We start from the raw sequence: 21,165 nt of genomic DNA on the forward strand, positions 1-21,165 counted from the left end.
CTCATTATCGGATGAGCCCAGGATCATGAGTTCTGCCTTGCACGAGCAGCCGTACCTCGAAAGCTGGCGCTGGATGAGTCGCCAGATCCGTTGCGCCATGGATCCCGACGAACCGCGTCTGATCGAACACTACCTGGCCGAAGGCCGGTATCTGGCCTGCTGCACGGCGACCTCGCCCTGGACTGTCGCTGAAACTTCTTTCCGTCTGCTGCTCGACACGGCCACCGACATCGCGTTGCCGTGGCACTGGCGAAGCCTCTGTCTCGATCAAGCCTGGCGCCCATTGCGTGAAATGGAGCGCCTGTCGCTGTGCAAGTGTCGGCTCAAACGCTGGCAAAGCTACACCTGGCAGCTCGCCACTTGCGAGTTGCAACCCTCGATTCCTCTCATTGAATTAGTCCAAGGATTTACCGATGACCAAGACACGTATTGAGCGCGACAGCATGGGCGAACTGCAGGTGCCGGTGGACGCTCTCTACGGCGCGCAAACCCAGCGCGCAGTGGATAACTTCCCGATCAGCGGCAAGCCGATGCCGACCCAGTTCATCCGTGCACTGATCCTGGCCAAAGCGGCCGCCGCTCGCGCGAACGTCGAACTCAACCAGATCAGCGCAGCGCAAGGCAAAGCCATCAGCGACGCGGCCCAGGGTCTGCTTGAAGGTGACTTCATGCAGCATTTCCCGGTGGATATCTTCCAGACCGGTTCCGGCACCAGTTCCAACATGAACGCCAACGAAGTGATCGCCACCCTGGCCAGCCGCCTGCTCGACGAGCCGGTGAACGCCAACGATCACGTCAACTGCGGGCAGAGCAGCAACGACATCATCCCGACCACCATCCACGTCAGCGCCGCGCTGGCCCTGCATGAACAACTGCTGCCGGCGCTGCTGGACCTGGTGCAAGTGATCGAACGCAAGTCTGAACAAGTCCACCACCACGTCAAAACCGGTCGCACCCACCTGATGGACGCCATGCCGGTGCGCATGAGCCAGGTGCTCAACGGTTGGGCGCAGCAGCTCAAGGCCAACATCGGTCACCTGCAGGACTTGCTGCCAAGCCTGCAATCTCTGGCCCAGGGCGGTACGGCGGTCGGCACCGGGATCAATGCGCATCCGGAATTCGCCGCGCGTTTCAGCCGTCAACTTAGCCAACTGACCAACGTGCAATTCACCCCGGGCAAGGATCTGTTCGCGCTGATCGGCTCGCAGGACACTGCCGTGGCCGTCTCGGGTCAGCTCAAGGCGACTGCCGTATCGCTGATGAAAATCGCCAACGACCTGCGCTGGATGAACTCTGGCCCGCTCGCTGGCCTCGGTGAAATCGAGCTGGAAGGCCTGCAACCGGGCTCGTCGATCATGCCGGGCAAGGTCAATCCGGTGATTCCGGAAGCTACCGCCATGGTTGCCGCACAAGTGATCGGCAATGACTCGGTGATCACCATCGCCGGTCAGTCGGGCAATTTCGAACTGAACGTGATGCTGCCGATCATCGCTCAGAACCTGTTGAGCAGCATTGAATTGCTGGCCAACTCCAGCCGTCTGCTGGGTGACAAGGCGATTGCCAGCTTCAAGGTCAACGAGTCGCGCCTCAAGGAAGCGCTGTCGCGCAACCCGATTCTGGTCACCGCACTCAACCCGATCATCGGTTACCAGAAAGCCGCCGAAATCGCCAAGCAGGCCTACAAACAGGGCCGTCCGGTGATTGATGTCGCGCTGGAGCACACCGACCTGTCGCGCAGCCAACTGGAAGAGTTGCTCAATCCCGAGAAACTCACCGCCGGCGGCGTGTAAACACCGCAACCGCTTTGGAGACTCATCATGGAGCACTGGAAACGCACGATCGAACGGGCCAATCGCTGCTTCATGCTGGGCGAGCTGATCGACGCCCGCGAGGCCTATCTGCAAGCGCTGGCCCTGGCTCAAGTGCTGTTCGAGCGCTGGGCCGATGCCGACGAAGCGGTGGCGGCCTGCGTCATCTCCCATCACAACCTGGCCGACCTGCATCTGCGCCTGAACCAGCCGGAGGAGAGCGCCGAATATCTGTGCGCGATCCACCAGCGCCTGTTGCAGACCATGCAGAACGAGCGCCTGCGCCCGGCCCTGCGTGAGGCGGCATTGCGCCAAAGCAGCAAGACCTATGTCGAACTGCTCAATTTCATCAGCGAACACGGCGAGTACCCGCGCACCCAGCGTCTGCTGCACCCGGATACCGGCAATGCGCGTCGCGTGCCTGCCCAACATCACCATGGAGTCCACTGAAATGGCTTTTACCCTGCCAGCCTTGCCTTACGCCTACGACGCACTGGAACCGCACATCGATGCGCAGACCATGGAGATCCACTACACCAAGCATCACCAGACCTATATCAACAACCTGAACGCCGCGGTCGAGGGCACGGAGTACGCCGAATGGCCGGTGGAAAAACTGGTGGCCAGCGTCCAGCAACTGCCTGAAAAACTGCGCGCGGCGGTAATCAATCAGGGCGGCGGTCACGCCAACCATTCGCTGTTCTGGGAAGTGATGGTGCCAGGCGGTGGCGGCATGCCGGGCGGCGCGCTGGCCAGGGCGATCGATGAGCAACTGGGCGGCCTCGACAGCTTCAAGGATGCGTTCACCAAAGCTGCGCTGACGCGCTTCGGCAGCGGCTGGGCCTGGCTCAGCGTGACCCCGGACAAGAAACTGGTGGTGGAAAGCAGCGGCAATCAGGACAGCCCGCTGATGGGCGGCAATACGCCGATTCTCGGACTCGATGTGTGGGAACACGCCTACTACCTGCGTTATCAGAACCGTCGCCCGGAATACATCAGCGCGTTCTACAACGTGATCAATTGGCCTGAAGTCGCTGCGCGTTATCAGGCTGCACTGGTTTAAGTCTCCTATAAAAACAATCCAAGGCTGACTATGGGCACTGAAACACTGGCGATCGGAAGTGGGCGTATGTTTCGTTACGCATTCGGATCGCTGCTGCTGTTGGCGGGCATGACCTTGCTGGTGGCTCACGGACTCGAATGGCTGGACCTGGAGCCGAAACTGTCCCGGGCATTGCAGGGCGGTGCAATCTGCGCACTCGGCACGGCACTCGGGGCGGTTCCGGTGCTGGTGATCCGCAACATGCCTCAGGCATTGGGCGACACGCTGCTGGGGTTTGGTGCCGGCGTGATGCTGGCAGCGACTGCTTTTTCGCTGATCGTGCCGGGGATTGCCGCCGCAGAAAGCCTTGGCCTGAGCCCTTGGGGTGCCAGTGGTCTGATCTGTTTCGGCATCATGCTCGGTGCTTTCGGTCTGTATCTGGTGGACCGCAAGGTGTCCGGCGCTTCACCGGAAATGCTCATCGGCACCGTCGAGCATCCAGTGATTCCCCCGCGGATCTGGCTGTTCGTGTTTGCCATCATTGCCCATAACATTCCGGAAGGCATGGCCGTCGGCGTCTCCGCTGGCGGCGGCATGCCGGACGCTGACAGCCTGGCGATGGGCATCGCCTTGCAGGATGTGCCGGAAGGTCTGGTGATTGCGCTGGTGCTGGCCGGGGCGGGGATGTCGCGGGTCAAGGCGTTTCTGATCGGGGCGGCATCGGGGCTGGTCGAACCGGTGTTTGCACTGCTCTGTGCATGGCTGGTCAGCCTGGCGGAGTTGCTGTTGCCCCTTGGATTGGCGCTGGCGGCCGGGGCGATGTTGCTGGTGGTGACCCACGAAGTGATCCCGGAGTCGCGACGCAATGGTCACGACAAACTGGCGAGCCTGGGATTATTGATCGGGTTCTGTCTGATGATGGTGATGGACACGGCGTTGGGATGAGAGGGGGGAGGGAAGCTTGCTCCCTCGCCACCAAAGGCTTTCAACCGCCTTCGTCGAAGTAGTTGTTGATCAGTGCCACCAAGGCATCCAGGGCTTCCTGTTCCTGATGCCCTTCAGTGCTCAGGAAGATTTTGGTGCCCTTGCCGGCAGCGAGCATCATCATCGCCATGATGCTTTTGCCATCTACCGTGGTTTCCGGGGTGCGACCCACTCTGATCGTGCAGTCGGGATACTGCCCCGCCACGCCAACGAACTTTGCCGACGCCCGGGCATGCAGGCCCAGCTTGTTGATGATTTCGATTTCCAGAGCAGGCATCGCGGTGTGAATCCTTTAGCTGAGGTCGCGGTGGCGAACCTGGACGTTCTTCAGGGTTTTCTGCAGGGCCTGACCCAGGCGTTCGGTCAGGTAGACGGAACGGTGATGTCCGCCGGTGCAGCCAATGGCAATGGTGACGTAGGCGCGATTGCTTGCAGCGAAGCGCGGCAGCCATTTGAACAGATACGCATAGATGTCCTGGAACATCTCTTCGACTTCCGGCTGTGCCGCCAGGTACTCGGCTACCGGCTCATCGAGCCCCGATTGCGCGCGTAGTTCCGGTTTCCAGTACGGGTTGGGCAGGCAGCGTACATCGAACACCAGATCCGCATCCACCGGCATGCCGCGTTTGAAACCGAACGACTCCACCAGAAACGCCGTGCCCGGCTCCGGCTGGTTCAGCAGCCGCAGCTTGATGGTGTCGCGCAACTGGTACAGGTTCAGATTGGTGGTGTTGACCTTCAGGTCGGCCAGATCGGCGATCGGGCCCAGCAGGGCCGTTTCATCGTTGATGGCTTCGGCCAGCGAACGATTGGCGCTGCTCAGAGGGTGGCGACGACGGGTTTCCGAAAAACGCTTGAGCAGGGTTTCTTCATCGGCGTCCAGATACAGGACGTCGCACTGGATGTGCCGGCTGCGGACTTCTTCAAGCAATTCCGGAAAGCGCGAGAGATGACTGGGCAGATTGCGTGCGTCGATCGATACCGCGACCAGTGGCTGAGACAGTTCCGTATGAATCAGTGCGCGCTCCGCCAGTTCCGGGAGCAGGCCGGCAGGCAAATTGTCGATGCAGTAGTAGCCGTTGTCTTCGAGGACATCCAGAGCGGTACTTTTGCCCGAGCCGGAGCGGCCACTGACGATGATCAAGCGCATGTTTAGTGCCCGTTTTGCTCGTCCAGGACAACCTGATACAAGGCTTCGTTGGTGGTGGCGCGACGCAATTTTTCGCGTACGTCCTTGCGGTCGAGCATGCTGGCGATCTGGCGCAGCAGTTCCAGGTGCGCATCGGTGGCGGCTTCCGGGACCAGCAGCACGAACAGCAGGTCGACCGGTGCACCATCAATGGCGTCGAAATCGATGGGTGCTTCAAGGTGCATCAAGGCGCTGATGGGGGATTCGCAACCCTTGAGGCGGCAGTGGGGAATGGCGATGCCGTTGCCAAAACCGGTCGAGCCGAGTTTTTCACGGGCAATCAGTGCCTCGAAGACATCTTGCATCTCCAGATCCGGTACTTCCCGGGCGATCAGGTTGGCAATTTGTTCGAGGGCTTTCTTTTTGCTGCCGCCCGGCACGTTCACGAGGGAACGGCCGGGGGTCAGGATGCTTTCAAGTCGGATCATGGGGGTGGGGGTTATCGACCGGTAGCGCCCTGAAGCAGGCTCTGGGTCTTTTCCTTATGCTTTTTGAGTTGTTTATCAAGCTTGTCGGTCAGCGCGTCGATCGCTGCGTACATATCGGTATGTTCCGCGTTTGCGACGACCTCGTTACCGGGAATATGCAGCGTGGCTTCGATTTTCTGCTTCAGCTTCTCGACGCACATCGTGACTTGCACGTTGGTGATCTTGTCGAAATGCCCCTCAAGCCTCTTGAGCTTTTGCTCAACGTACTCACGGAGAGGTTGGGTAACTTCCAGTTGGTGTCCACTGATGTTGACTTGCATACAGCTTCTCCTTCGTTGCCAGTGCATAAAGCGGCAGGCCGAAGAGCCTGCCACTGGAACGCTGTAACGTGGCTTACATCAACCGCTTGCGTTCGCTCGAAGGCGCGATCCCGAGGGATTCGCGGTACTTGGCGACGGTGCGGCGAGCCACCTGAATGCCTTGTGCCTCCAGTAAACCAGCGATCTTGCTGTCACTCAACGGCTTTTTCTGATTTTCCGCGGCAACCAGTTTCTTGATGATCGCGCGGATCGCCGTGGACGAGCATTCGCCGCCTTCGGAGGTGCTGACGTGGCTGGAGAAAAAGTATTTCAGTTCATAGATGCCCCGGGGGGTATGCATGAATTTTTGCGTGGTCACCCGGGAAATCGTCGACTCGTGCATGCCCACCGCTTCGGCGATGTCATGCAGCACGAGAGGCTTCATGGCTTCGTCGCCGTATTCAAGAAAGCCGCGCTGATGCTCGACGATCTGGGTGGCCACTTTCATCAGGGTTTCGTTGCGGCTCTGCAGGCTCTTGATGAACCAGCGGGCTTCCTGCAACTGATTGCGCATGAAGGTGTTGTCGGCGCTGGTGTCGGCGCGGCGCACGAAACCGGCGTACTGGGCGTTGACCCGCAGGCGCGGCACCGATTCCTGGTTCAGTTCGACCAGCCAGCGCTCGTTGTCCTTGCGCACGATGACGTCAGGCACCACGTACTCGGCTTCGGTGGACTCGATCTGCGAACCGGGGCGCGGGTTGAGGCTCTGCACCAGTTCGATGACCTGGCGCAGTTCATCTTCCTTGAGTTTCATGCGGCGCATCAGCTGGCTGTAGTCGCGGCTGCCGAGCAGGTCGATGTAATCGGTGACCAGACGCTTGGCTTCCGCCAGCCAAGGAGTCTTGGCCGACAGCTGGCGCAATTGCAGCAGCAGGCATTCGCCCAGGTTGCGTGCGCCGATGCCGGCAGGTTCGAATTGCTGGATGCGGTGCAGGACGGCTTCGATCTCGTCCAGCTCGATGTCGAGCTCCGGATCGAAGGCGTCGAGAATTTCTTCGAGGGTTTCGTCGAGGTAGCCCTGATTGTTGATGCAGTCGATCAGGGTGACGGCGATCAGGCGATCCGTGTCGGACATCGGCGCCAGGTTCAACTGCCACAGCAGGTGGCTTTGCAGGCTCTCGCCGGCGGAGGTACGGGTGGTGAAGTCCCACTCGTCGTCATCGCTGCTCGGCAGGCTGCTGGCGCTGGTCTGGTAGACGTCTTCCCAGGCGGTGTCGACGGGGAGTTCGTTGGGGATTCGCTCGTTCCATTCGCCATCCTCTAGATTGTCGACCGTCGGTGCGGTCTCCTGATAGGAGGGTTCCTGGATCTCGGTGTTGGGCTTCTGTTCGGCGTTGTCGGCCATGGGATCGGAGTTGTCGAAGTCGTCGCCGTCTTCCTGGCGTTCGAGCATCGGATTGGATTCCAGAGCCTCCTGGATTTCCTGTTGCAGATCCAGGGTCGACAATTGGAGCAGGCGGATGGCCTGTTGCAGCTGCGGTGTCATCGTCAGCTGCTGGCCCATTCTCAAGACTAGCGATGGTTTCATGGCAGGGGCTTAACACCTTATTCGCCGGCGCTATGCGCCATCCACTACAGGGCGCCGAAGCGCCAAACTTAAGCAAATTATATGCCTGAAACTGTCGTGTTTGCCTAGAGCGCTGTAACAATAAAAGCGTATAAAAGTGCGCTTCAACGTTACAGCACCCGGACGGCTGGTCGAATGCTGTCGCGCTTACAGGCGGAACTCGTGACCCAGATACACTTCCTTCACCAGATCGTTGGCGAGGATGGTCGCGGAGTCGCCTTCGGCGATCAGTTGGCCGTCATTGACGATGTAGGCCGTTTCGCAGATATCCAGCGTCTCGCGGACGTTGTGGTCGGTGATCAACACACCGATGCCCTTGGCCTTGAGGTGGTGAATGATCTGCTTGATGTCACCCACGGAGATCGGGTCGACACCGGCGAACGGTTCGTCGAGCAGAATGAACTTCGGTGCAGTGGCCAGTGCGCGGGCGATTTCCACCCGGCGACGCTCACCACCGGACAGGCTCATGCCGAGGTTGTCGCGGATGTGGCTGATGTGGAATTCCTGCAGCAGGCTTTCCAGCTCCTTGCGACGACCGGCCTTGTCGAGCTCCTGACGGGTCTCGAGGATGGCCATGATGTTGTCGGCCACCGACAGTTTGCGAAAGATCGACGCTTCCTGTGGCAGATAGCCGATACCGGCCTTGGCGCGACCGTGCATCGGCTGGTGGCTGACGTCCAGGTCGTCGATCAGCACGCGACCCTGATCAGCCTGCACCAGGCCGACGATCATGTAGAAGCAGGTGGTCTTGCCGGCGCCGTTGGGGCCGAGCAGGCCGACGATCTGACCGCTGTCGATCGACAGGCTGACATCGCGCACGACCTGGCGGCTTTTATAGGCCTTGGCCAGGTGCTGGGCTTTCAGAGTTGCCATTACTGGGATTTCTCGTCGGTTTTCTTCTTCGGCTGGATCACCATGTCAATGCGCGGACGCGCTTCGGTGACCTTGTTGCCGGTGGCACGACCCGCGCTGGCCAGCTTTTTCACCGTGTCATAGACGATTTTCTCGCCCTGAGTGGTGTTGTTGTCCTTGTCGACGACTTTCGCCTTGTCGATCAGCACAACACGGTTTTGCGCGGCGTGGTACTGGATGGTCACGCCCCAGCCCTGTACAGGCTTGGTGTCGCCAGCCGTCTGCAACTGCTCGAAGTAGGCAAGGTTGCCCACCGAGGTCACGACGTCGATATCGCCGGTCGGGGTGCGGGTGATGGTCACGGTGTTGCCTTTGACGATCATCGAACCCTGAGTGATGATCACGTCACCTTTATAGGTGGCAACGCCATTCTTGTCGTCCAGCTGGGCATCGTCGGCCTGAATGCGGATTGGCTGCTCTTGATCGTTCGGCAGAGCCCAGGCGCTCACGCTTCCCAGTGCTGCGCCCAGACTGAGCAAAATAGGGAGGGTTTTAACGAGCCTCATACTGTCCTCTTACGTTCGATAGCAGGTGTATCCTGCTTTCCTTCAAATACGCTTTCATTCCCACGCCGGTCGATACACCGCCAGCGCCGTCGATTCTAACGGGTTGCTGGGTCTGCGCATATTGTTGCTGCGGGAACACTGTCATGCGAGTGGAGGTGATCAGGGTGTCGCGGTTCTTTTCATCGGTGCGCTTGACGCGAACCGAGTCGATCAGCTCGACCTCGGTGCCACCGGAATTCACTTCACCGCGCTCGCTGGTCACGTGCCACGGGAAGTCGGTGCCGCGATACATGTTCAGGTCGGGCTTGGTGACCAGTGTAATGTCGGTCGCCTTGACGTGCTCGGCCTTGTCGGAAGTCATTTCGTACTGCACCTTGCCGTCTTCCAGGTATTGCAAGGTGTGGGTGTTGGTCGCATACCAGTCGATCGGGCTCTCTTCTGCCGAGACAGGAGGCTTGTCGAGGAAGCGTTCCGGGCTGATGTTCCAGTAGCCGACCGCGCCGAAAATGGCCGCGATGCAACCGAACAGCAGTATGTTGCGAAACTTTTTGCTAAACATGGTTTGACTCACAAATACGCGTTATTGGCGGCATCGAGGCTGCCCTGGGCGCGCAGGATCAGTTCGCAGAATTCACGGGCGGCACCCTCGCCACCACGGGCCTGAGTGACGCCATGGGCGTGCTCGCGCACAAAAGCGGCAGCGTTGGCCACCGCCATCCCCAGCCCCACCCGGCGAATCACCGGCAGGTCGGGCAGATCGTCGCCGAGATAGGCGACCTGTTCATAGCTTAGGCCCAGTTGCTCGAGAAGGCCGTCGAGGACGACGAGTTTGTCTTCACGACCCTGAAACAGGTGCGGAATGCCCAGGTTTTTCGCCCGGCGTTCGACCACCGGGGTCTTGCGACCACTGATGATGGCCGTTTGCACGCCGGCGTTCATCAACATCTTGATGCCCTGGCCGTCGAGCGTATTGAAGGTCTTGAACTCGCTGCCGTCTTCAAGGAAGTACAGGCGCCCGTCGGTGAGGACGCCGTCAACATCGAAAACCGCCAGCTTGATGGCTTTGCCGCGTTGCAGCAGATCGGTGCTCATTTACATCACTCCTGCGCGCAGCAGGTCGGAGAGGTTGAAGGCGCCGATCGGGCGATCGTCCTCATCCACGACGACAAGCGCGTTGATTCGATGGTCTTCCATGATTTTCAGGGCCTCGGCGGCGAGCATTTCGGCGCGGGCGGTCTTGCCGTGCACGGTCATCACCTGGTCGATGGTGGCGCTGCGTATATCAATGCTTCGATCCAGCGTACGGCGCAAGTCGCCGTCGGTGAAGATCCCTGCAAGCTTGCCGTCGGCTTCAAGAATCACGGTCATGCCCAGACCCTTGCGGGTCATTTCCATCAGTGCGTCCTTGAGCAGCGTGCCGCGTTGTACCTGCGGCAGCTCCTGGCCGGCGTGCATGACGTTTTCCACTTTCAGCAGCAGGCGTCGGCCCAGTGCGCCACCCGGGTGGGAAAAGGCGAAATCTTCGGCGGTGAAGCCGCGGGCTTCCAGCAGCGCCACGGCCAGGGCATCGCCCATGACCAGTGCGGCGGTGGTCGAGGAGGTCGGTGCCAGGTTCAGCGGGCAGGCTTCGTGCTCGACGTGAACGTTGAGATTGACCTCGGCCGCTTTTGCCAGAGGCGATTGCGGGTTGCCGGTCACGCTGATCAGCTGGATGCCCAGGCGCTTGATCAGCGGCAGCAGGGTGACGATTTCGTTGGTGGAGCCGGAGTTCGACAGGGCCAGGATCACGTCGTCACGGGTGATCATGCCCATGTCGCCATGGCTGGCTTCGGCCGGGTGCACGAAAAATGCCGGGGTGCCGGTGCTGGCCAGGGTCGCGGCAATCTTGTTGCCGATGTGCCCGGACTTGCCCATGCCGACCACGACGACACGGCCCTTGCTGGCCAGAATCATCTCGCAAGCGCGTACGAAATCGGCGTCGATATGGGGCAACAAGCCTTGTACGGCTTCCACTTCGAGGCGGATGGTGCGTTGTGCCGATTGAATCAGGTCGCTGGTTTGGCTCATGTCAGAAATCGTATAGCCCGATGAAAAGGCGGCGATTATAGCGGTTATGTTGAAAAGCCTCACGCAAGTTCGTCGTGCTTTGTCATTCCTCGTTACCAAAACCCTCTAATAGAAGCATCGGGCCTGTCATATCGCTGAACGTGGCCGGGGAGAGGCCTTGGGCGCTTGGCCTTTGCAGTGATATAGTTCGCCGCCAGTTCGGCCTGCCCGGGATGTAGGGGCTTTCTCCAGAAAGCCAGGCGTCCGAGTGAGAGGCTGCATCGCAAGGAGTTTAGATGAGTGCCGATAACGCCTACGCGGTCGAGCTGAAGGGAGTCTCCTTCAAGCGCGGTGCGCGGAGCATTTTCAATAACGTCGATATCCGCATCCCGCGCGGCAAGGTCACCGGCATCATGGGGCCTTCCGGGTGTGGCAAGACCACGCTGTTGCGCTTGATGGGCGCCCAGTTGCGGCCTTCGCAGGGTGAGGTCTGGGTCAACGGCCAGAACCTGCCGAAGCTGTCGCGCAGCGATCTGTTCGATGCACGCAAGCACATGGGTGTGCTGTTTCAGAGCGGCGCGCTGTTCACCGATCTCGACGTGTTCGAGAACGTCGCCTTTCCCCTGCGCGTTCACACCGAATTACCGGACGAGATGATCCGCGACATCGTCCTGCTCAAATTGCAGGCAGTCGGCCTGCGCGGCGCCATCGAATTGATGCCCGACGAGCTGTCCGGCGGCATGAAACGTCGTGTGGCGCTGGCCCGGGCGATTGCGCTGGATCCGCAGATTCTCATGTACGACGAACCGTTCGTCGGCCAGGACCCGATCGCCATGGGCGTTCTGGTGCGCCTGATCCGTCTGCTCAACGACGCGCTGGGGATCACCAGCATCGTGGTTTCCCACGATCTGGCGGAAACCGCGAGCATCGCCGACTACATCTATGTCGTAGGTGATGGCCAGGTGCTGGGGCAGGGTACGCCGGACGAGTTGATGAACTCGGACGAGCCGCGTATCCGTCAGTTCATGACCGGCAACCCCGATGGCCCGGTTCCGTATCACTTTCCAGCGACGGATTACCGCGCAGATCTTCTGGGGAAGCGCTGATGCGCAGAATTTCATTAATAGAACGCGTGCGTCGATTCGGCGAGTCAGCCATCGACGCTGTCGCGGTATTCGGTCGGGCGACCCTGTTCCTGTTTCATGCCCTGCTGGGCCGGGGCGGCATCAGCGGTGGTTTCGGCCTGCTGGTCAAGCAATTGCACTCAGTCGGCGTGATGTCGCTGGTGATCATCGTGGTGTCCGGGATCTTCATCGGCATGGTGCTGGCGCTGCAAGGCTTCAGTATTCTGTCGAGCTATGGTTCGGAGCAGGCGGTGGGGCAGATGGTTGCCTTGACCCTGCTGCGTGAACTGGGTCCGGTGGTGACGGCGCTGCTGTTCGCCGGTCGTGCCGGTTCGGCGCTGACGGCGGAAATCGGCAACATGAAGTCCACCGAGCAGTTGTCCAGCCTGGAAATGATCGGTGTGGACCCGCTCAAGTACATCATTGCCCCGCGTCTGTGGGCCGGTTTCATTTCCCTGCCGGTGCTGGCGATGATCTTCAGCGTGGTCGGCATCTGGGGCGGTTCCTGGGTCGCGGTCGACTGGCTGGGCGTCTATGAAGGCTCCTACTGGGCGAACATGCAGAACAGCGTGAACTTCTCCAGCGATGTGCTCAACGGCGTGATCAAAAGTATCGTTTTCGCCTTTGTCGTGACCTGGATCGCCGTATTCCAAGGCTATGACTGTGAGCCCACTTCCGAGGGGATCAGTCGTGCCACCACCAAGACCGTAGTGTTTGCCTCGCTGGCAGTGCTCGGCCTGGACTTTATTCTGACCGCTTTGATGTTTGGAGATTTCTGATGCAAAACCGCACCCTGGAAATCGGTGTCGGCCTGTTCCTGCTGGCAGGGATCCTGGCCTTGTTGCTGCTTGCCCTGCGGGTCAGTGGCCTGTCTCCGACGTCCACCACCGACAGCTATAAACTTTACGCGTACTTCGACAATATCGCCGGTTTGACGGTCAGAGCCAAAGTGACCATGGCCGGTGTGACCATCGGCAAGGTCACGGCGATCGATCTGGACCGCGACAGTTTCACCGGTCGGGTAACGTTGCTGGTGGACAAGAAGGTCGACAACCTGCCGACTGACTCCACAGCGTCTATCCTCACCGCTGGCCTGTTGGGCGAGAAGTACATCGGTATCAGCGTGGGCGGGGAAGAAACCCGCCTCAAGGATGGTGGAACCATCCACGACACGCAGTCGTCACTGGTACTGGAAGACCTGATCGGTAAATTCCTGCTCAATACCGTTAGCAAAGACGCCAAATGAGGAGCTTTTGAATGATCTCTACCTTGCGACGTGGCCTGTTGGTGTTGCTGGCGGCACTGCCGCTGGTGGCTAACGCCGTGGCGGCGCCTTCGGCGCACGACCTGGTTCAGGACACCACCAAACGGATGTTGGCCGATCTGGCCGCCAATAAAGAGAAGTACAAGCAGGACCCGAACGACTTCTACGCGGCGCTGAACAGCATCGTCGGACCGGTCGTGGATGCCGAGGGCATTTCCAAGAGCATCATGACGGTCAAGTATTCGCGCAAGGCAACACCGGCGCAGATGAAGACTTTCGAGGAAAACTTCAAGAAAGGCCTGTTCCAGTTCTATGGCAACGCCTTGCTCGAATACAACAACCAGGGCATCACTGTTGATCCGGCCAAGGACGAGTCGGGCGATCGCACCAGCGTCGGCATGACCGTCAAGGGCAGCAACGGCGCGATCTACCCGGTGTCGTACACGCTCGAGAAGATCAATGGCGAGTGGAAACTGCGCAACGTGATCATCAACGGCATCAACATCGGCAAGCTGTTCCGCGATCAGTTCGCCGATGCAATGCAGCGCAACGGCAACGACCTGGACAAGACCATCAACGGTTGGGCCGGGGAAGTGGCCAAGGCCAAGCAGTCGGCTGAACAGAACGGAAAGCCTGCCCAATGACCGAGTCGGCCATTCGTCTGGACGCCGCCAGTGAGCTGCAACTCACTGGCGTGCTGGATTACCGCACCGGTCCCGGCCTTCGGGAGCAGGGCCGGGCGCTGATCAAATCGTGCAATGCCCCGGCATTGGTGATCGATTGCTCGGCAGTGGAAAAGTCCAGCAGCGTCGGCCTGTCGTTGCTGCTGTGCTTCATTCGTGATGCGAAAGCCGCCGGCAAGGCCGTCAGCATCCGCGGGATGCCCGAAGACATGCGTGAAATTGCTCAGGTCAGCGAGCTGACCGAGCTGTTGGCGCAACCCTGAACCCGCATCTGTAAAGAAGCCCCCCGTCAGAGTCCTGCGCAGCGGGGTTCGCAGGCGCGGGGCTTTTTTGTATGATGTCCGACCCGTGCGCACAGGGCGCCGATTGAGGTTGAGCATGCAGGCCGTAGAAGTGAAGAGCTTCCTTGAAGCAAATCTGCCCGGAACCCGGGTGGAAGTTGAAGGCGAAGGCTGCAACTTTCAGCTGAACGTGATTAGCGATGAACTGGCGGCGTTGAGCCCGGTCAAGCGTCAGCAAAGCATCTATGCCCATTTGAACCCATGGATCGCCGATGGCAGCATCCACGCGGTCACTATGAAATTTTTCAGCAGCGCGGCCTGGGCCGAGCGCACCTGAGCCCTAGGGCGTCGAGATTGTTATGGATAAATTGATTATTACTGGTGGCGCTCGTCTTGATGGCGAGATCCGCATTTCCGGGGCGAAGAACTCCGCCCTACCGATCCTGGCTGCCACCTTGCTGTGCGATGGCCCGGTCACCGTCGGCAACCTGCCGCACCTGCACGACATCACCACCATGATCGAGCTGTTCGGTCGCATGGGCATCGAGCCTGTGATCGACGAGAAGCTCAGCGTCGAAATCGACCCGCGCACCATCAAGACCCTGATCGCCCCGTACGAACTGGTGAAAACCATGCGTGCGTCGATCCTGGTGCTGGGCCCGATGGTTGCTCGTTTCGGTGAAGCCGAAGTGGCTTTGCCTGGCGGTTGCGCGATTGGTTCGCGTCCGGTCGATCTGCACATCCGTGGCCTGGAAGCCATGGGTGCGATCATCGACGTCGAAGGCGGCTACATCAAGGCCAAGGCCCCTGAAGGCGGCCTGCGCGGTGCACACTTCTTCTTCGATACCGTCAGTGTGACCGGTACCGAGAACATCATGATGGCCGCTGCTCTGGCCAAGGGCCGCAGCGTGCTGCAGAACGCCGCCCGCGAGCCTGAAGTGGTCGACCTGGCGAACTTCCTGAACGCCATGGGCGCCAAGGTTTCCGGCGCTGGCACCGACACCATCACCATCGATGGTGTCGAGCGTCTGGGTTCGGCCTTCTACAAGGTCATGCCTGACCGTATCGAAACCGGTACTTACCTGGTGGCCGCCGCAGTTACCGGTGGCCGCGTGAAGGTCAAGGACACCGATCCGACCATTCTCGAAGCCGTTCTGGAAAAACTCCGCGAAGCCGGTGCAGAAGTCACCACCGGTGAAGACTGGATCGAGCTGAACATGCACGGCAAGCGCCCGAAAGCGGTCAACGTGCGCACTGCGCCGTACCCGGCGTTCCCGACCGACATGCAGGCGCAGTTCATCTCGCTCAACGCCATTGCCGAAGGCACTGGTGCCGTGATCGAGACGATCTTCGAAAACCGTTTCATGCACGTGTACGAGCTGCATCGCATGGGCGCCAAGATCCAGGTCGAAGGCAACACGGCCATCGTGACCGGCACTGAAATCCTCAAGGGCGCGCCAGTGATGGCAACCGACCTGCGGGCTTCGGCCAGCCTGGTGATCTCGGCCCTGATGGCCGAAGGCGATACCCTGATCGACCGCATCTACCACATCGACCGTGGTTACGAGTGCATCGAGGAAAAACTGCAGATGCTGGGCGCCAAGATCCGTCGCGTTCCGGGCTAGTCGCTGCATCTGGACACAGGGAAGTGTCCGTTGAATTCGTTTTGATCGGGGGTGGTAACGCCCTCGATGTATGTCCGGCGCCGATTGCGACCGGACATGAGTACCTTGATAAGGACTGACGTTTCCCATGTTGACCATCGCACTGTCCAAGGGCCGCATCCTTGACGACACCCTGCCGCTTCTCGCCGAAGCGGGCATCGTGCCGACCGAGAATCCGGACAAGAGCCGCAAGCTGATCATTCCCACGACTCAGGAAGACGTACGCCTGTTGATCGTGCGTGCCACCGACGTGCCGACCTATGTCGAGCATGGCGCGGCCGACCTCGGCGTTGCCGGTAAAGACGTGCTGATGGAATACACCGGGCAAGGCCTGTACGAGCCGCTGGACCTGCAGATCGCCCAGTGCAAGCTGATGACCGCCGGCAAGATCGGTGCTGTCGAGCCCAAGGGCCGTCTGCGCGTTGCGACCAAGTTCGTCAACGTTGCCAAGCGTTACTACGCCGAACAGGGCCGTCAGGTCGACATCATCAAGCTGTACGGCTCGATGGAACTGGCACCGCTGATCGGTCTGGCCGACAAGATCATCGACGTGGTCGACACCGGCAACACTCTGCGTGCCAATGGTCTGGAACCCCAGGAACTGATCGCCACGATCAGCTCGCGTCTGGTGGTCAATAAAGCTTCGATGAAAATGCAACACGCCCGAATCCAGGCGTTGATCGACACCCTGCGCAAGGCAGTGGAGTCTCGACACCGCGGCTGATGTACCTGCGCGACCTTGAGTCGCGCCCGTCTATCCGCCTCATAGCCAGAATCTCAGGTGCCCAAGCGGAAACGACTGCTAAGTTAGGGCGCCTGAGTTTTTGCCATTCCTATGAGGCTCTCGCTATGACCGCACCGACTGCAATTCGCCGACTCAACGCTGCTGACCCGGATTTCGCGCATCATCTGGATCATCTGCTGAGCTGGGAAAGTGTGTCTGACGACTCGGTCAATCAGCGGGTGCTGGACATCATCAAGGCTGTGCGCGAGCGCGGTGACGCGGCGCTGGTCGAATTCACCCAGAAGTTCGACGGCCTCGAAGTCGCCTCAATGGCGGACTTGATCCTGCCGCGCGAGCGCCTGGAACTGGCCCTGACTCGCATCACCGCACCGCAACGCGAAGCGCTGGAAAAAGCCGCCGCCCGCGTTCGCAGCTATCACGAAAAACAGAAGCAGGATTCCTGGAGCTACACTGAAGCCGACGGTACGGTGCTGGGCCAGAAAGTCACGCCACTGGACCGCGCTGGTCTGTACGTGCCGGGCGGCAAGGCGTCGTATCCGTCGTCGGTATTGATGAACGCGATTCCGGCCAAGGTTGCCGGCGTGACCGAAGTGGTCATGGTGGTGCCGACCCCGCGTGGCGAGGTCAACGAGCTGGTGCTGGCGGCGGCGTGCATCGCCGGTGTCGACCGGGTGTTCACCATCGGCGGCGCCCAGGCCGTTGCGGCGCTGGCCTACGGTACTGAAAGCGTGCCGCAGGTGGACAAGGTCGTCGGCCCGGGCAACATCTATGTGGCCACCGCCAAGCGTCACGTATTCGGTCAGGTCGGCATCGACATGATCGCCGGCCCGTCGGAAATCCTCGTGGTGTGCGATGGCCAGACCGATCCGGACTGGATCGCCATGGACCTGTTCTCCCAGGCCGAGCACGACGAAGACGCCCAGGCGATTCTGGTCAGCCCGGACGCCGAGTTCCTCGACAAAGTGGCCGCCAGCATCGACAAACTGTTGCCGACCATGGATCGCGCCACCATCATCGAAACTTCGATCAATGGTCGCGGTGCACTGATCCACGTGCGCGACATGGCCCAGGCCATCGAAGTTGCCAACCGCATCGCCCCGGAACACCTTGAGCTGTCGGTCGCCGACCCGGAGGCCTGGCTGCCGCAGATCCGCCACGCTGGCGCGATCTTCATGGGCCGCCACACCTCCGAAGCGCTGGGCGACTACTGCGCAGGTCCGAACCACGTGTTGCCGACCTCCGGTACCGCGCGTTTCTCCTCGCCGCTGGGTGTGTACGACTTTCAGAAACGCTCGTCGATCATCTTTTGCTCCGAGGCCGGTGCTTCCGAACTGGGCAAGACCGCATCGATCCTGGCCCGTGGCGAATCGCTGAGCGCCCACGCTCGCAGCGCCGAGTACCGCATCAAAGACGAAGTGAAGGGGAACTGAACATGAGTAAATTCTGGAGCCCGTTCGTCAAGGATCTGGTGCCTTACGTGCCGGGCGAGCAGCCGAAGCTGACCCGCCTGGTCAAACTCAACACCAACGAAAACCCGTACGGCCCGTCGCCAAAAGCCCTGGCGGCGATGCAGACCGAACTCAACGACAACCTGCGCCTGTACCCGGACCCGAACAGCGACCTGCTGAAAAACGCCGTCGCCAAATACTACGGCGTGCAGAGCAATCAGGTGTTCCTCGGCAACGGTTCGGACGAAGTGCTGGCGCACATCTTCCACGGCCTGCTGCAACACGATCAGCCGCTGCTGTTCCCGGATATCAGCTACAGCTTCTATCCGGTCTACTGCGGCCTTTACGGCATCAAGTTCGACGCGGTGCCGCTGGACGCGCAGTTCCGGATCAACCCGGCTGACTACGCCAAACCGAACGGCGGGATCATTTTCCCCAACCCGAACGCGCCGACCGGTTGCCTGTTGGCGCTGGAAGCCGTCGAACAAATCCTCAAGGCCAGCCCGGATTCAGTGGTGGTGGTCGATGAGGCCTACATCGACTTCGGCGGCGAAACCGCGATCAGTCTGGTGGACCGTTATCCGAACCTGCTGGTGACTCAGACCTTGTCCAAGTCCCGTTCGCTGGCGGGTCTGCGGGTCGGTCTGGCGGTCGGGCATCCGGACCTGATCGAGGCGCTGGAGCGGATCAAGAACAGCTTCAACTCCTACCCGATCGATCGCATGGCCAATGTCGGCGCGGCGGCAGCGTTCGAGGATCGCGAATACTTCGACAAGACCTGTGCACTGGTCATCGAGAGTCGCGAATGGGTGGTTGCCCAGTTGCAGGCCAAAGGCTTTGAAGTGCTGCCGTCAGCGGCAAACTTCATCTTCGCCCGGCATCCGCAACACGATGCGGCAGGGCTGGCGGCCAAGCTGCGAGAGCAGGGTGTGATCGTGCGCCACTTCAAGCAGGAACGGATTGCCCAGTTCCTGCGGATCTCGATCGGCACGCCGGAGCAGAATCAGGCGTTGATCGACGGTCTCGGCGACCTCTGACTTGCCGATAAAAAGACGGGAGCGAATTCGCTCCCGTCTTTTTTTGTACTTACTCTTCTTCTTTTACTGGCGCCGGCGGCGGACGCAGACCGATCTCGGCGGTCAGCTTCAACTCCTTGCCATTGCGCATCACCTGAATCGTGACCTTGTCGGTCGGTTTGATCCGCGCCACCTGGTTCATCGACTTGCGGCCATCACCAGCCGGTTCGCCGTCGATGCTGAGAATCACGTCACCCAGTTGCAGGCCGGCCTTTTGCGCCGGGCCGTCGCGGAAAATCCCCGCCACCACGATCCCCGGACGTCCGGACAGACCGAACGACTCCGCCAGTTCTTGGGTCAGCGGTTGCACTTCAATGCCCAGCCAGCCACGAATCACCTGACCGTGCTCGATGATCGACTTCATCACTTCCATCGCCAGCTTCACCGGGATCGCAAAACCGATGCCTTGCGAGCCGCCGGACTTGGAGAAAATCGCTGTGTTGATGCCGGTGAGGTTGCCGTTGGCATCCACCAGTGCGCCGCCGGAGTTGCCCGGGTTGATCGCCGCGTCGGTCTGGATGAAGTCTTCGTAGTTGTTCAGGCCGAGCTGGTTACGGCCGGTGGCACTGATGATGCCCATGGTCACGGTCTGGCCGACCCCGAACGGGTTGCCGATGGCGAGGGCGACGTCGCCGATGCGGATGTTGTCGGAACGGCCGACAGTGATCGACGGCAGGGTTTTCAGGTCGATCTTCAAGACGGCGAGGTCGGTTTCCGGGTCGCTGCCGATCACGCGGGCCAGGGTTTCACGACCGTCCTTGAGCGCCACGACAATCTGGTCGGCGCCGGTGGTGACGTGGTTGTTGGTCAGGATGTAGCCTTCCGGGCTCATGATCACGCCGGAACCGAGGCTCGACTCCATGCGTTTCTGCTTCGGCGAGTTGTCCCCGAAGAAACGACGGAACTGCGGGTCTTCGAACAGCGGATGGCTCGGCTTGTTGATGACTTTGGTGGTGTAGAGGTTGACCACCGACGGCGCGGCGATGACCACGGCGTCGGCATAGGACACCGGCCCCTGCTGCGTGCTGGTGGTCTGCGGGGCCTGATGCAGGTTGACGTCGAGGCTCGGAAGCCCGACCCACTGCGGGTAACGCTGAATAATCAACAGAGCGATAAGCACGCCGGCCAACAGCGGCCAGCCGAAAAAACGCAGCGCCTTGAGCATTAAGCACGTCCTGGAAAAGTTGCAGGCGGGGTCAGACCGCCCATAATGTCGCGCATTATACGAGGCCGCGCGTGCCTCTGAACGGGATATTTAGGAGTCTTTCATGGCCGTCGCCCTGAGCACCCTGGTCGAAGAAGCCGACCGTTACCTCGGCAGTGCGAAAATTGCCGATTATTGCCCCAACGGCCTGCAGGTCGAGGGCCGCCCGCAAGTGATGCGCATCGTCAGCGGCGTCACGGCCAGCCAGGCGCTGCTCGATGCCGCCGTCGAAGCCGAGGCCGATCTGGTGCTGGTGCATCATGGTTACTTCTGGAAGGGTGAGAACCCGTGCGTCACCGGCATGAAGCAGCGGCGCCTGAAAACCTTGCTCAAACACGACATCAGTCTGCTGGCGTATCACCTGCCGCTGGATCTGCACCCGGACGTCGGCAACAACGTGCAACTGGCCCGGCAGCTCGACATTACCGTCGAAGGGCCGCTGGATCCGGACAACCTGAAGATCGTCGGCCTGGTCGGTTCGCTGGACGAACCGGTGACCGCCCGCGACTTCGCCCGTCGCGTGCAGGAACGCATGGGCCGCGAGCCGCTATTGGTTGAAGGCAGTGCGATGATCCGTCGGGTCGGCTGGTGCACCGGCGGCGGTCAGGGCTACATCGACAACGCCATCGCTGCCGGCGTCGATCTGTTCCTCAGCGGTGAAGCCTCCGAGCAGACGTTCCACAGCGCCCGGGAAAACGACATCAGCTTCATCGCCGCCGGCCACCACGCCACCGAACGCTACGGCGTGCAGGCGCTGGGTGACTATCTGGCGAAGCGTTTCGCCCTGGAACACATCTTCATCGACTGCCCGAATCCGATCTGACTTTTCCCTGAA

At 60.5% G+C, this 21,165-nt stretch carries 27 protein-coding genes; 16 read left to right on the forward strand and 11 right to left on the reverse strand.

All coding sequences use genetic code 11. The annotated features are described in order from the left end of the window. The first annotated feature begins 25 nt into the window (after positions 1-25). The 5 genes from IF199_RS04465 to IF199_RS04485 are packed head-to-tail and all read left to right on the forward strand — an operon-like array spanning position 26 to position 3,795. On the forward strand, positions 26-433 hold the full coding sequence (locus IF199_RS04465) for a FagA protein (RefSeq protein ID WP_085608076.1): 408 nt from the start codon (positions 26-28) through the stop codon (positions 431-433). Next, the gene (locus IF199_RS04470; protein ID WP_192559786.1) at positions 414-1,790 is read left to right on the forward strand and encodes a class II fumarate hydratase; all 1,377 of its coding nucleotides are present in this window, start codon (positions 414-416) and stop codon (positions 1,788-1,790) included. Before IF199_RS04465 ends, IF199_RS04470 begins: the two co-directional genes overlap by 20 nt. Before the next feature lie 27 nt (positions 1,791-1,817). Then, positions 1,818-2,258 carry a hypothetical protein gene (locus IF199_RS04475; RefSeq protein ID WP_096818952.1) on the forward strand — a complete coding sequence of 147 codons (441 nt, stop codon included), beginning with the start codon at positions 1,818-1,820 and terminating at the stop codon, positions 2,256-2,258. A 1-nt stretch (position 2,259) separates the two neighbouring features. Then, positions 2,260-2,871, forward strand: coding sequence for a superoxide dismutase (locus IF199_RS04480; RefSeq protein ID WP_192560908.1), 612 nt, complete (start codon positions 2,260-2,262; stop codon positions 2,869-2,871). A gap of 30 nt (positions 2,872-2,901) precedes the next feature. After that, positions 2,902-3,795 (forward strand): ZIP family metal transporter, encoded by an 894-nt coding sequence (locus IF199_RS04485; protein ID WP_102619440.1) that lies wholly within the window; start codon positions 2,902-2,904, stop codon positions 3,793-3,795. A 40-nt stretch (positions 3,796-3,835) separates the two neighbouring features. Here IF199_RS04485 and IF199_RS04490 read toward each other — a convergent pair whose 3' ends face one another. The 10 genes from IF199_RS04490 to IF199_RS04535 form a co-directional block, all read right to left on the reverse strand. Next, complete coding sequence (locus IF199_RS04490; protein WP_096818959.1) at positions 3,836-4,111, reverse strand: HPr family phosphocarrier protein; 276 nt, start codon at positions 4,109-4,111, stop codon at positions 3,836-3,838. 15 nt (positions 4,112-4,126) lie between these two features. After that, a complete protein-coding gene (gene rapZ / locus IF199_RS04495; protein WP_096818961.1) occupies positions 4,127-4,984 on the reverse strand; it encodes an RNase adapter RapZ in 858 nt (285 codons plus the stop codon). 2 nt (positions 4,985-4,986) lie between these two features. Continuing rightward, positions 4,987-5,451, reverse strand: coding sequence for a PTS IIA-like nitrogen regulatory protein PtsN (ptsN, locus tag IF199_RS04500; RefSeq protein WP_096818963.1), 465 nt, complete (start codon positions 5,449-5,451; stop codon positions 4,987-4,989). 11 nt (positions 5,452-5,462) lie between these two features. Next, on the reverse strand, positions 5,463-5,771 hold the full coding sequence (gene hpf, locus IF199_RS04505; RefSeq protein WP_007953578.1) for a ribosome hibernation-promoting factor, HPF/YfiA family: 309 nt from the start codon (positions 5,769-5,771) through the stop codon (positions 5,463-5,465). A gap of 73 nt (positions 5,772-5,844) precedes the next feature. After that, on the reverse strand, positions 5,845-7,338 hold the full coding sequence (locus tag IF199_RS04510; RefSeq protein ID WP_011332472.1) for an RNA polymerase factor sigma-54: 1,494 nt from the start codon (positions 7,336-7,338) through the stop codon (positions 5,845-5,847). A gap of 186 nt (positions 7,339-7,524) precedes the next feature. After that, complete coding sequence (gene lptB / locus IF199_RS04515; protein WP_007953572.1) at positions 7,525-8,250, reverse strand: LPS export ABC transporter ATP-binding protein; 726 nt, start codon at positions 8,248-8,250, stop codon at positions 7,525-7,527. Next, entirely contained in the window at positions 8,250-8,795 is a 546-nt protein-coding gene (lptA, locus tag IF199_RS04520) for a lipopolysaccharide transport periplasmic protein LptA (protein WP_096818965.1), read from the reverse strand. The genes lptB and lptA overlap by 1 nt, the downstream gene beginning before the upstream one ends. Beyond that, positions 8,782-9,354: an LPS export ABC transporter periplasmic protein LptC gene (gene lptC, locus IF199_RS04525; RefSeq protein ID WP_085711782.1), complete on the reverse strand. Its 573-nt coding sequence runs from the start codon at positions 9,352-9,354 to the stop codon at positions 8,782-8,784. The genes lptA and lptC overlap by 14 nt, the downstream gene beginning before the upstream one ends. Before the next feature lie 8 nt (positions 9,355-9,362). After that, on the reverse strand, positions 9,363-9,887 hold the full coding sequence (locus IF199_RS04530) for a KdsC family phosphatase (protein WP_011332476.1): 525 nt from the start codon (positions 9,885-9,887) through the stop codon (positions 9,363-9,365). Continuing rightward, positions 9,888-10,862, reverse strand: a complete 975-nt coding sequence (locus IF199_RS04535; RefSeq protein ID WP_085729618.1) for a KpsF/GutQ family sugar-phosphate isomerase — start codon at positions 10,860-10,862, stop codon at positions 9,888-9,890. Between the two features lie 275 nt (positions 10,863-11,137). Between IF199_RS04535 and IF199_RS04540 the strand changes: the two genes are divergently transcribed. The 10 genes from IF199_RS04540 (at position 11,138) to hisC (ending at position 19,087) form a co-directional block, all read left to right on the forward strand. Then, complete coding sequence (locus IF199_RS04540; protein WP_096818967.1) at positions 11,138-11,947, forward strand: ATP-binding cassette domain-containing protein; 810 nt, start codon at positions 11,138-11,140, stop codon at positions 11,945-11,947. Next, positions 11,947-12,744, forward strand: a complete 798-nt coding sequence (gene mlaE, locus IF199_RS04545; RefSeq protein ID WP_096818969.1) for a lipid asymmetry maintenance ABC transporter permease subunit MlaE — start codon at positions 11,947-11,949, stop codon at positions 12,742-12,744. The genes IF199_RS04540 and mlaE overlap by 1 nt, the downstream gene beginning before the upstream one ends. Continuing rightward, on the forward strand, positions 12,744-13,211 hold the full coding sequence (mlaD, locus tag IF199_RS04550) for an outer membrane lipid asymmetry maintenance protein MlaD (RefSeq protein ID WP_096818971.1): 468 nt from the start codon (positions 12,744-12,746) through the stop codon (positions 13,209-13,211). The genes mlaE and mlaD overlap by 1 nt, the downstream gene beginning before the upstream one ends. Before the next feature lie 11 nt (positions 13,212-13,222). Next, positions 13,223-13,873 carry an MlaC/ttg2D family ABC transporter substrate-binding protein gene (locus IF199_RS04555; protein ID WP_096818974.1) on the forward strand — a complete coding sequence of 217 codons (651 nt, stop codon included), beginning with the start codon at positions 13,223-13,225 and terminating at the stop codon, positions 13,871-13,873. Beyond that, the gene (locus IF199_RS04560; RefSeq protein ID WP_096818976.1) at positions 13,870-14,175 is read left to right on the forward strand and encodes an STAS domain-containing protein; all 306 of its coding nucleotides are present in this window, start codon (positions 13,870-13,872) and stop codon (positions 14,173-14,175) included. Before IF199_RS04555 ends, IF199_RS04560 begins: the two co-directional genes overlap by 4 nt. 115 nt (positions 14,176-14,290) lie before the next feature. Then, positions 14,291-14,530 (forward strand): BolA family protein, encoded by a 240-nt coding sequence (locus IF199_RS04565; RefSeq protein ID WP_096818978.1) that lies wholly within the window; start codon positions 14,291-14,293, stop codon positions 14,528-14,530. Between the two features lie 22 nt (positions 14,531-14,552). Then, the gene (gene murA / locus IF199_RS04570) at positions 14,553-15,818 is read left to right on the forward strand and encodes a UDP-N-acetylglucosamine 1-carboxyvinyltransferase (RefSeq protein ID WP_085729622.1); all 1,266 of its coding nucleotides are present in this window, start codon (positions 14,553-14,555) and stop codon (positions 15,816-15,818) included. A gap of 127 nt (positions 15,819-15,945) precedes the next feature. Further along, positions 15,946-16,581, forward strand: coding sequence for an ATP phosphoribosyltransferase (gene hisG, locus IF199_RS04575; protein WP_096818980.1), 636 nt, complete (start codon positions 15,946-15,948; stop codon positions 16,579-16,581). 125 nt (positions 16,582-16,706) lie between these two features. Next, positions 16,707-18,032, forward strand: coding sequence for a histidinol dehydrogenase (gene hisD / locus IF199_RS04580; protein WP_192559787.1), 1,326 nt, complete (start codon positions 16,707-16,709; stop codon positions 18,030-18,032). Between the two features lie 2 nt (positions 18,033-18,034). Then, complete coding sequence (gene hisC / locus IF199_RS04585; RefSeq protein WP_192559788.1) at positions 18,035-19,087, forward strand: histidinol-phosphate transaminase; 1,053 nt, start codon at positions 18,035-18,037, stop codon at positions 19,085-19,087. A 49-nt stretch (positions 19,088-19,136) separates the two neighbouring features. Here the strand turns inward: hisC and algW are convergent, their stop codons facing one another. Beyond that, positions 19,137-20,291, reverse strand: a complete 1,155-nt coding sequence (algW, locus tag IF199_RS04590; protein WP_192559789.1) for a Do family serine endopeptidase AlgW — start codon at positions 20,289-20,291, stop codon at positions 19,137-19,139. Positions 20,292-20,394: 103 nt separating this feature from the next. On the opposite strand from algW, the gene IF199_RS04595 reads away from it, so the two are divergent. Then, positions 20,395-21,153: a Nif3-like dinuclear metal center hexameric protein gene (locus IF199_RS04595; protein ID WP_102619445.1), complete on the forward strand. Its 759-nt coding sequence runs from the start codon at positions 20,395-20,397 to the stop codon at positions 21,151-21,153. Positions 21,154-21,165 lie beyond the last annotated feature (12 nt).

The sequence above is a fragment of the Pseudomonas allokribbensis genome (assembly GCF_014863605.1).
In the GTDB taxonomy this organism is placed as follows: domain Bacteria; phylum Pseudomonadota; class Gammaproteobacteria; order Pseudomonadales; family Pseudomonadaceae; genus Aquipseudomonas; species Aquipseudomonas allokribbensis.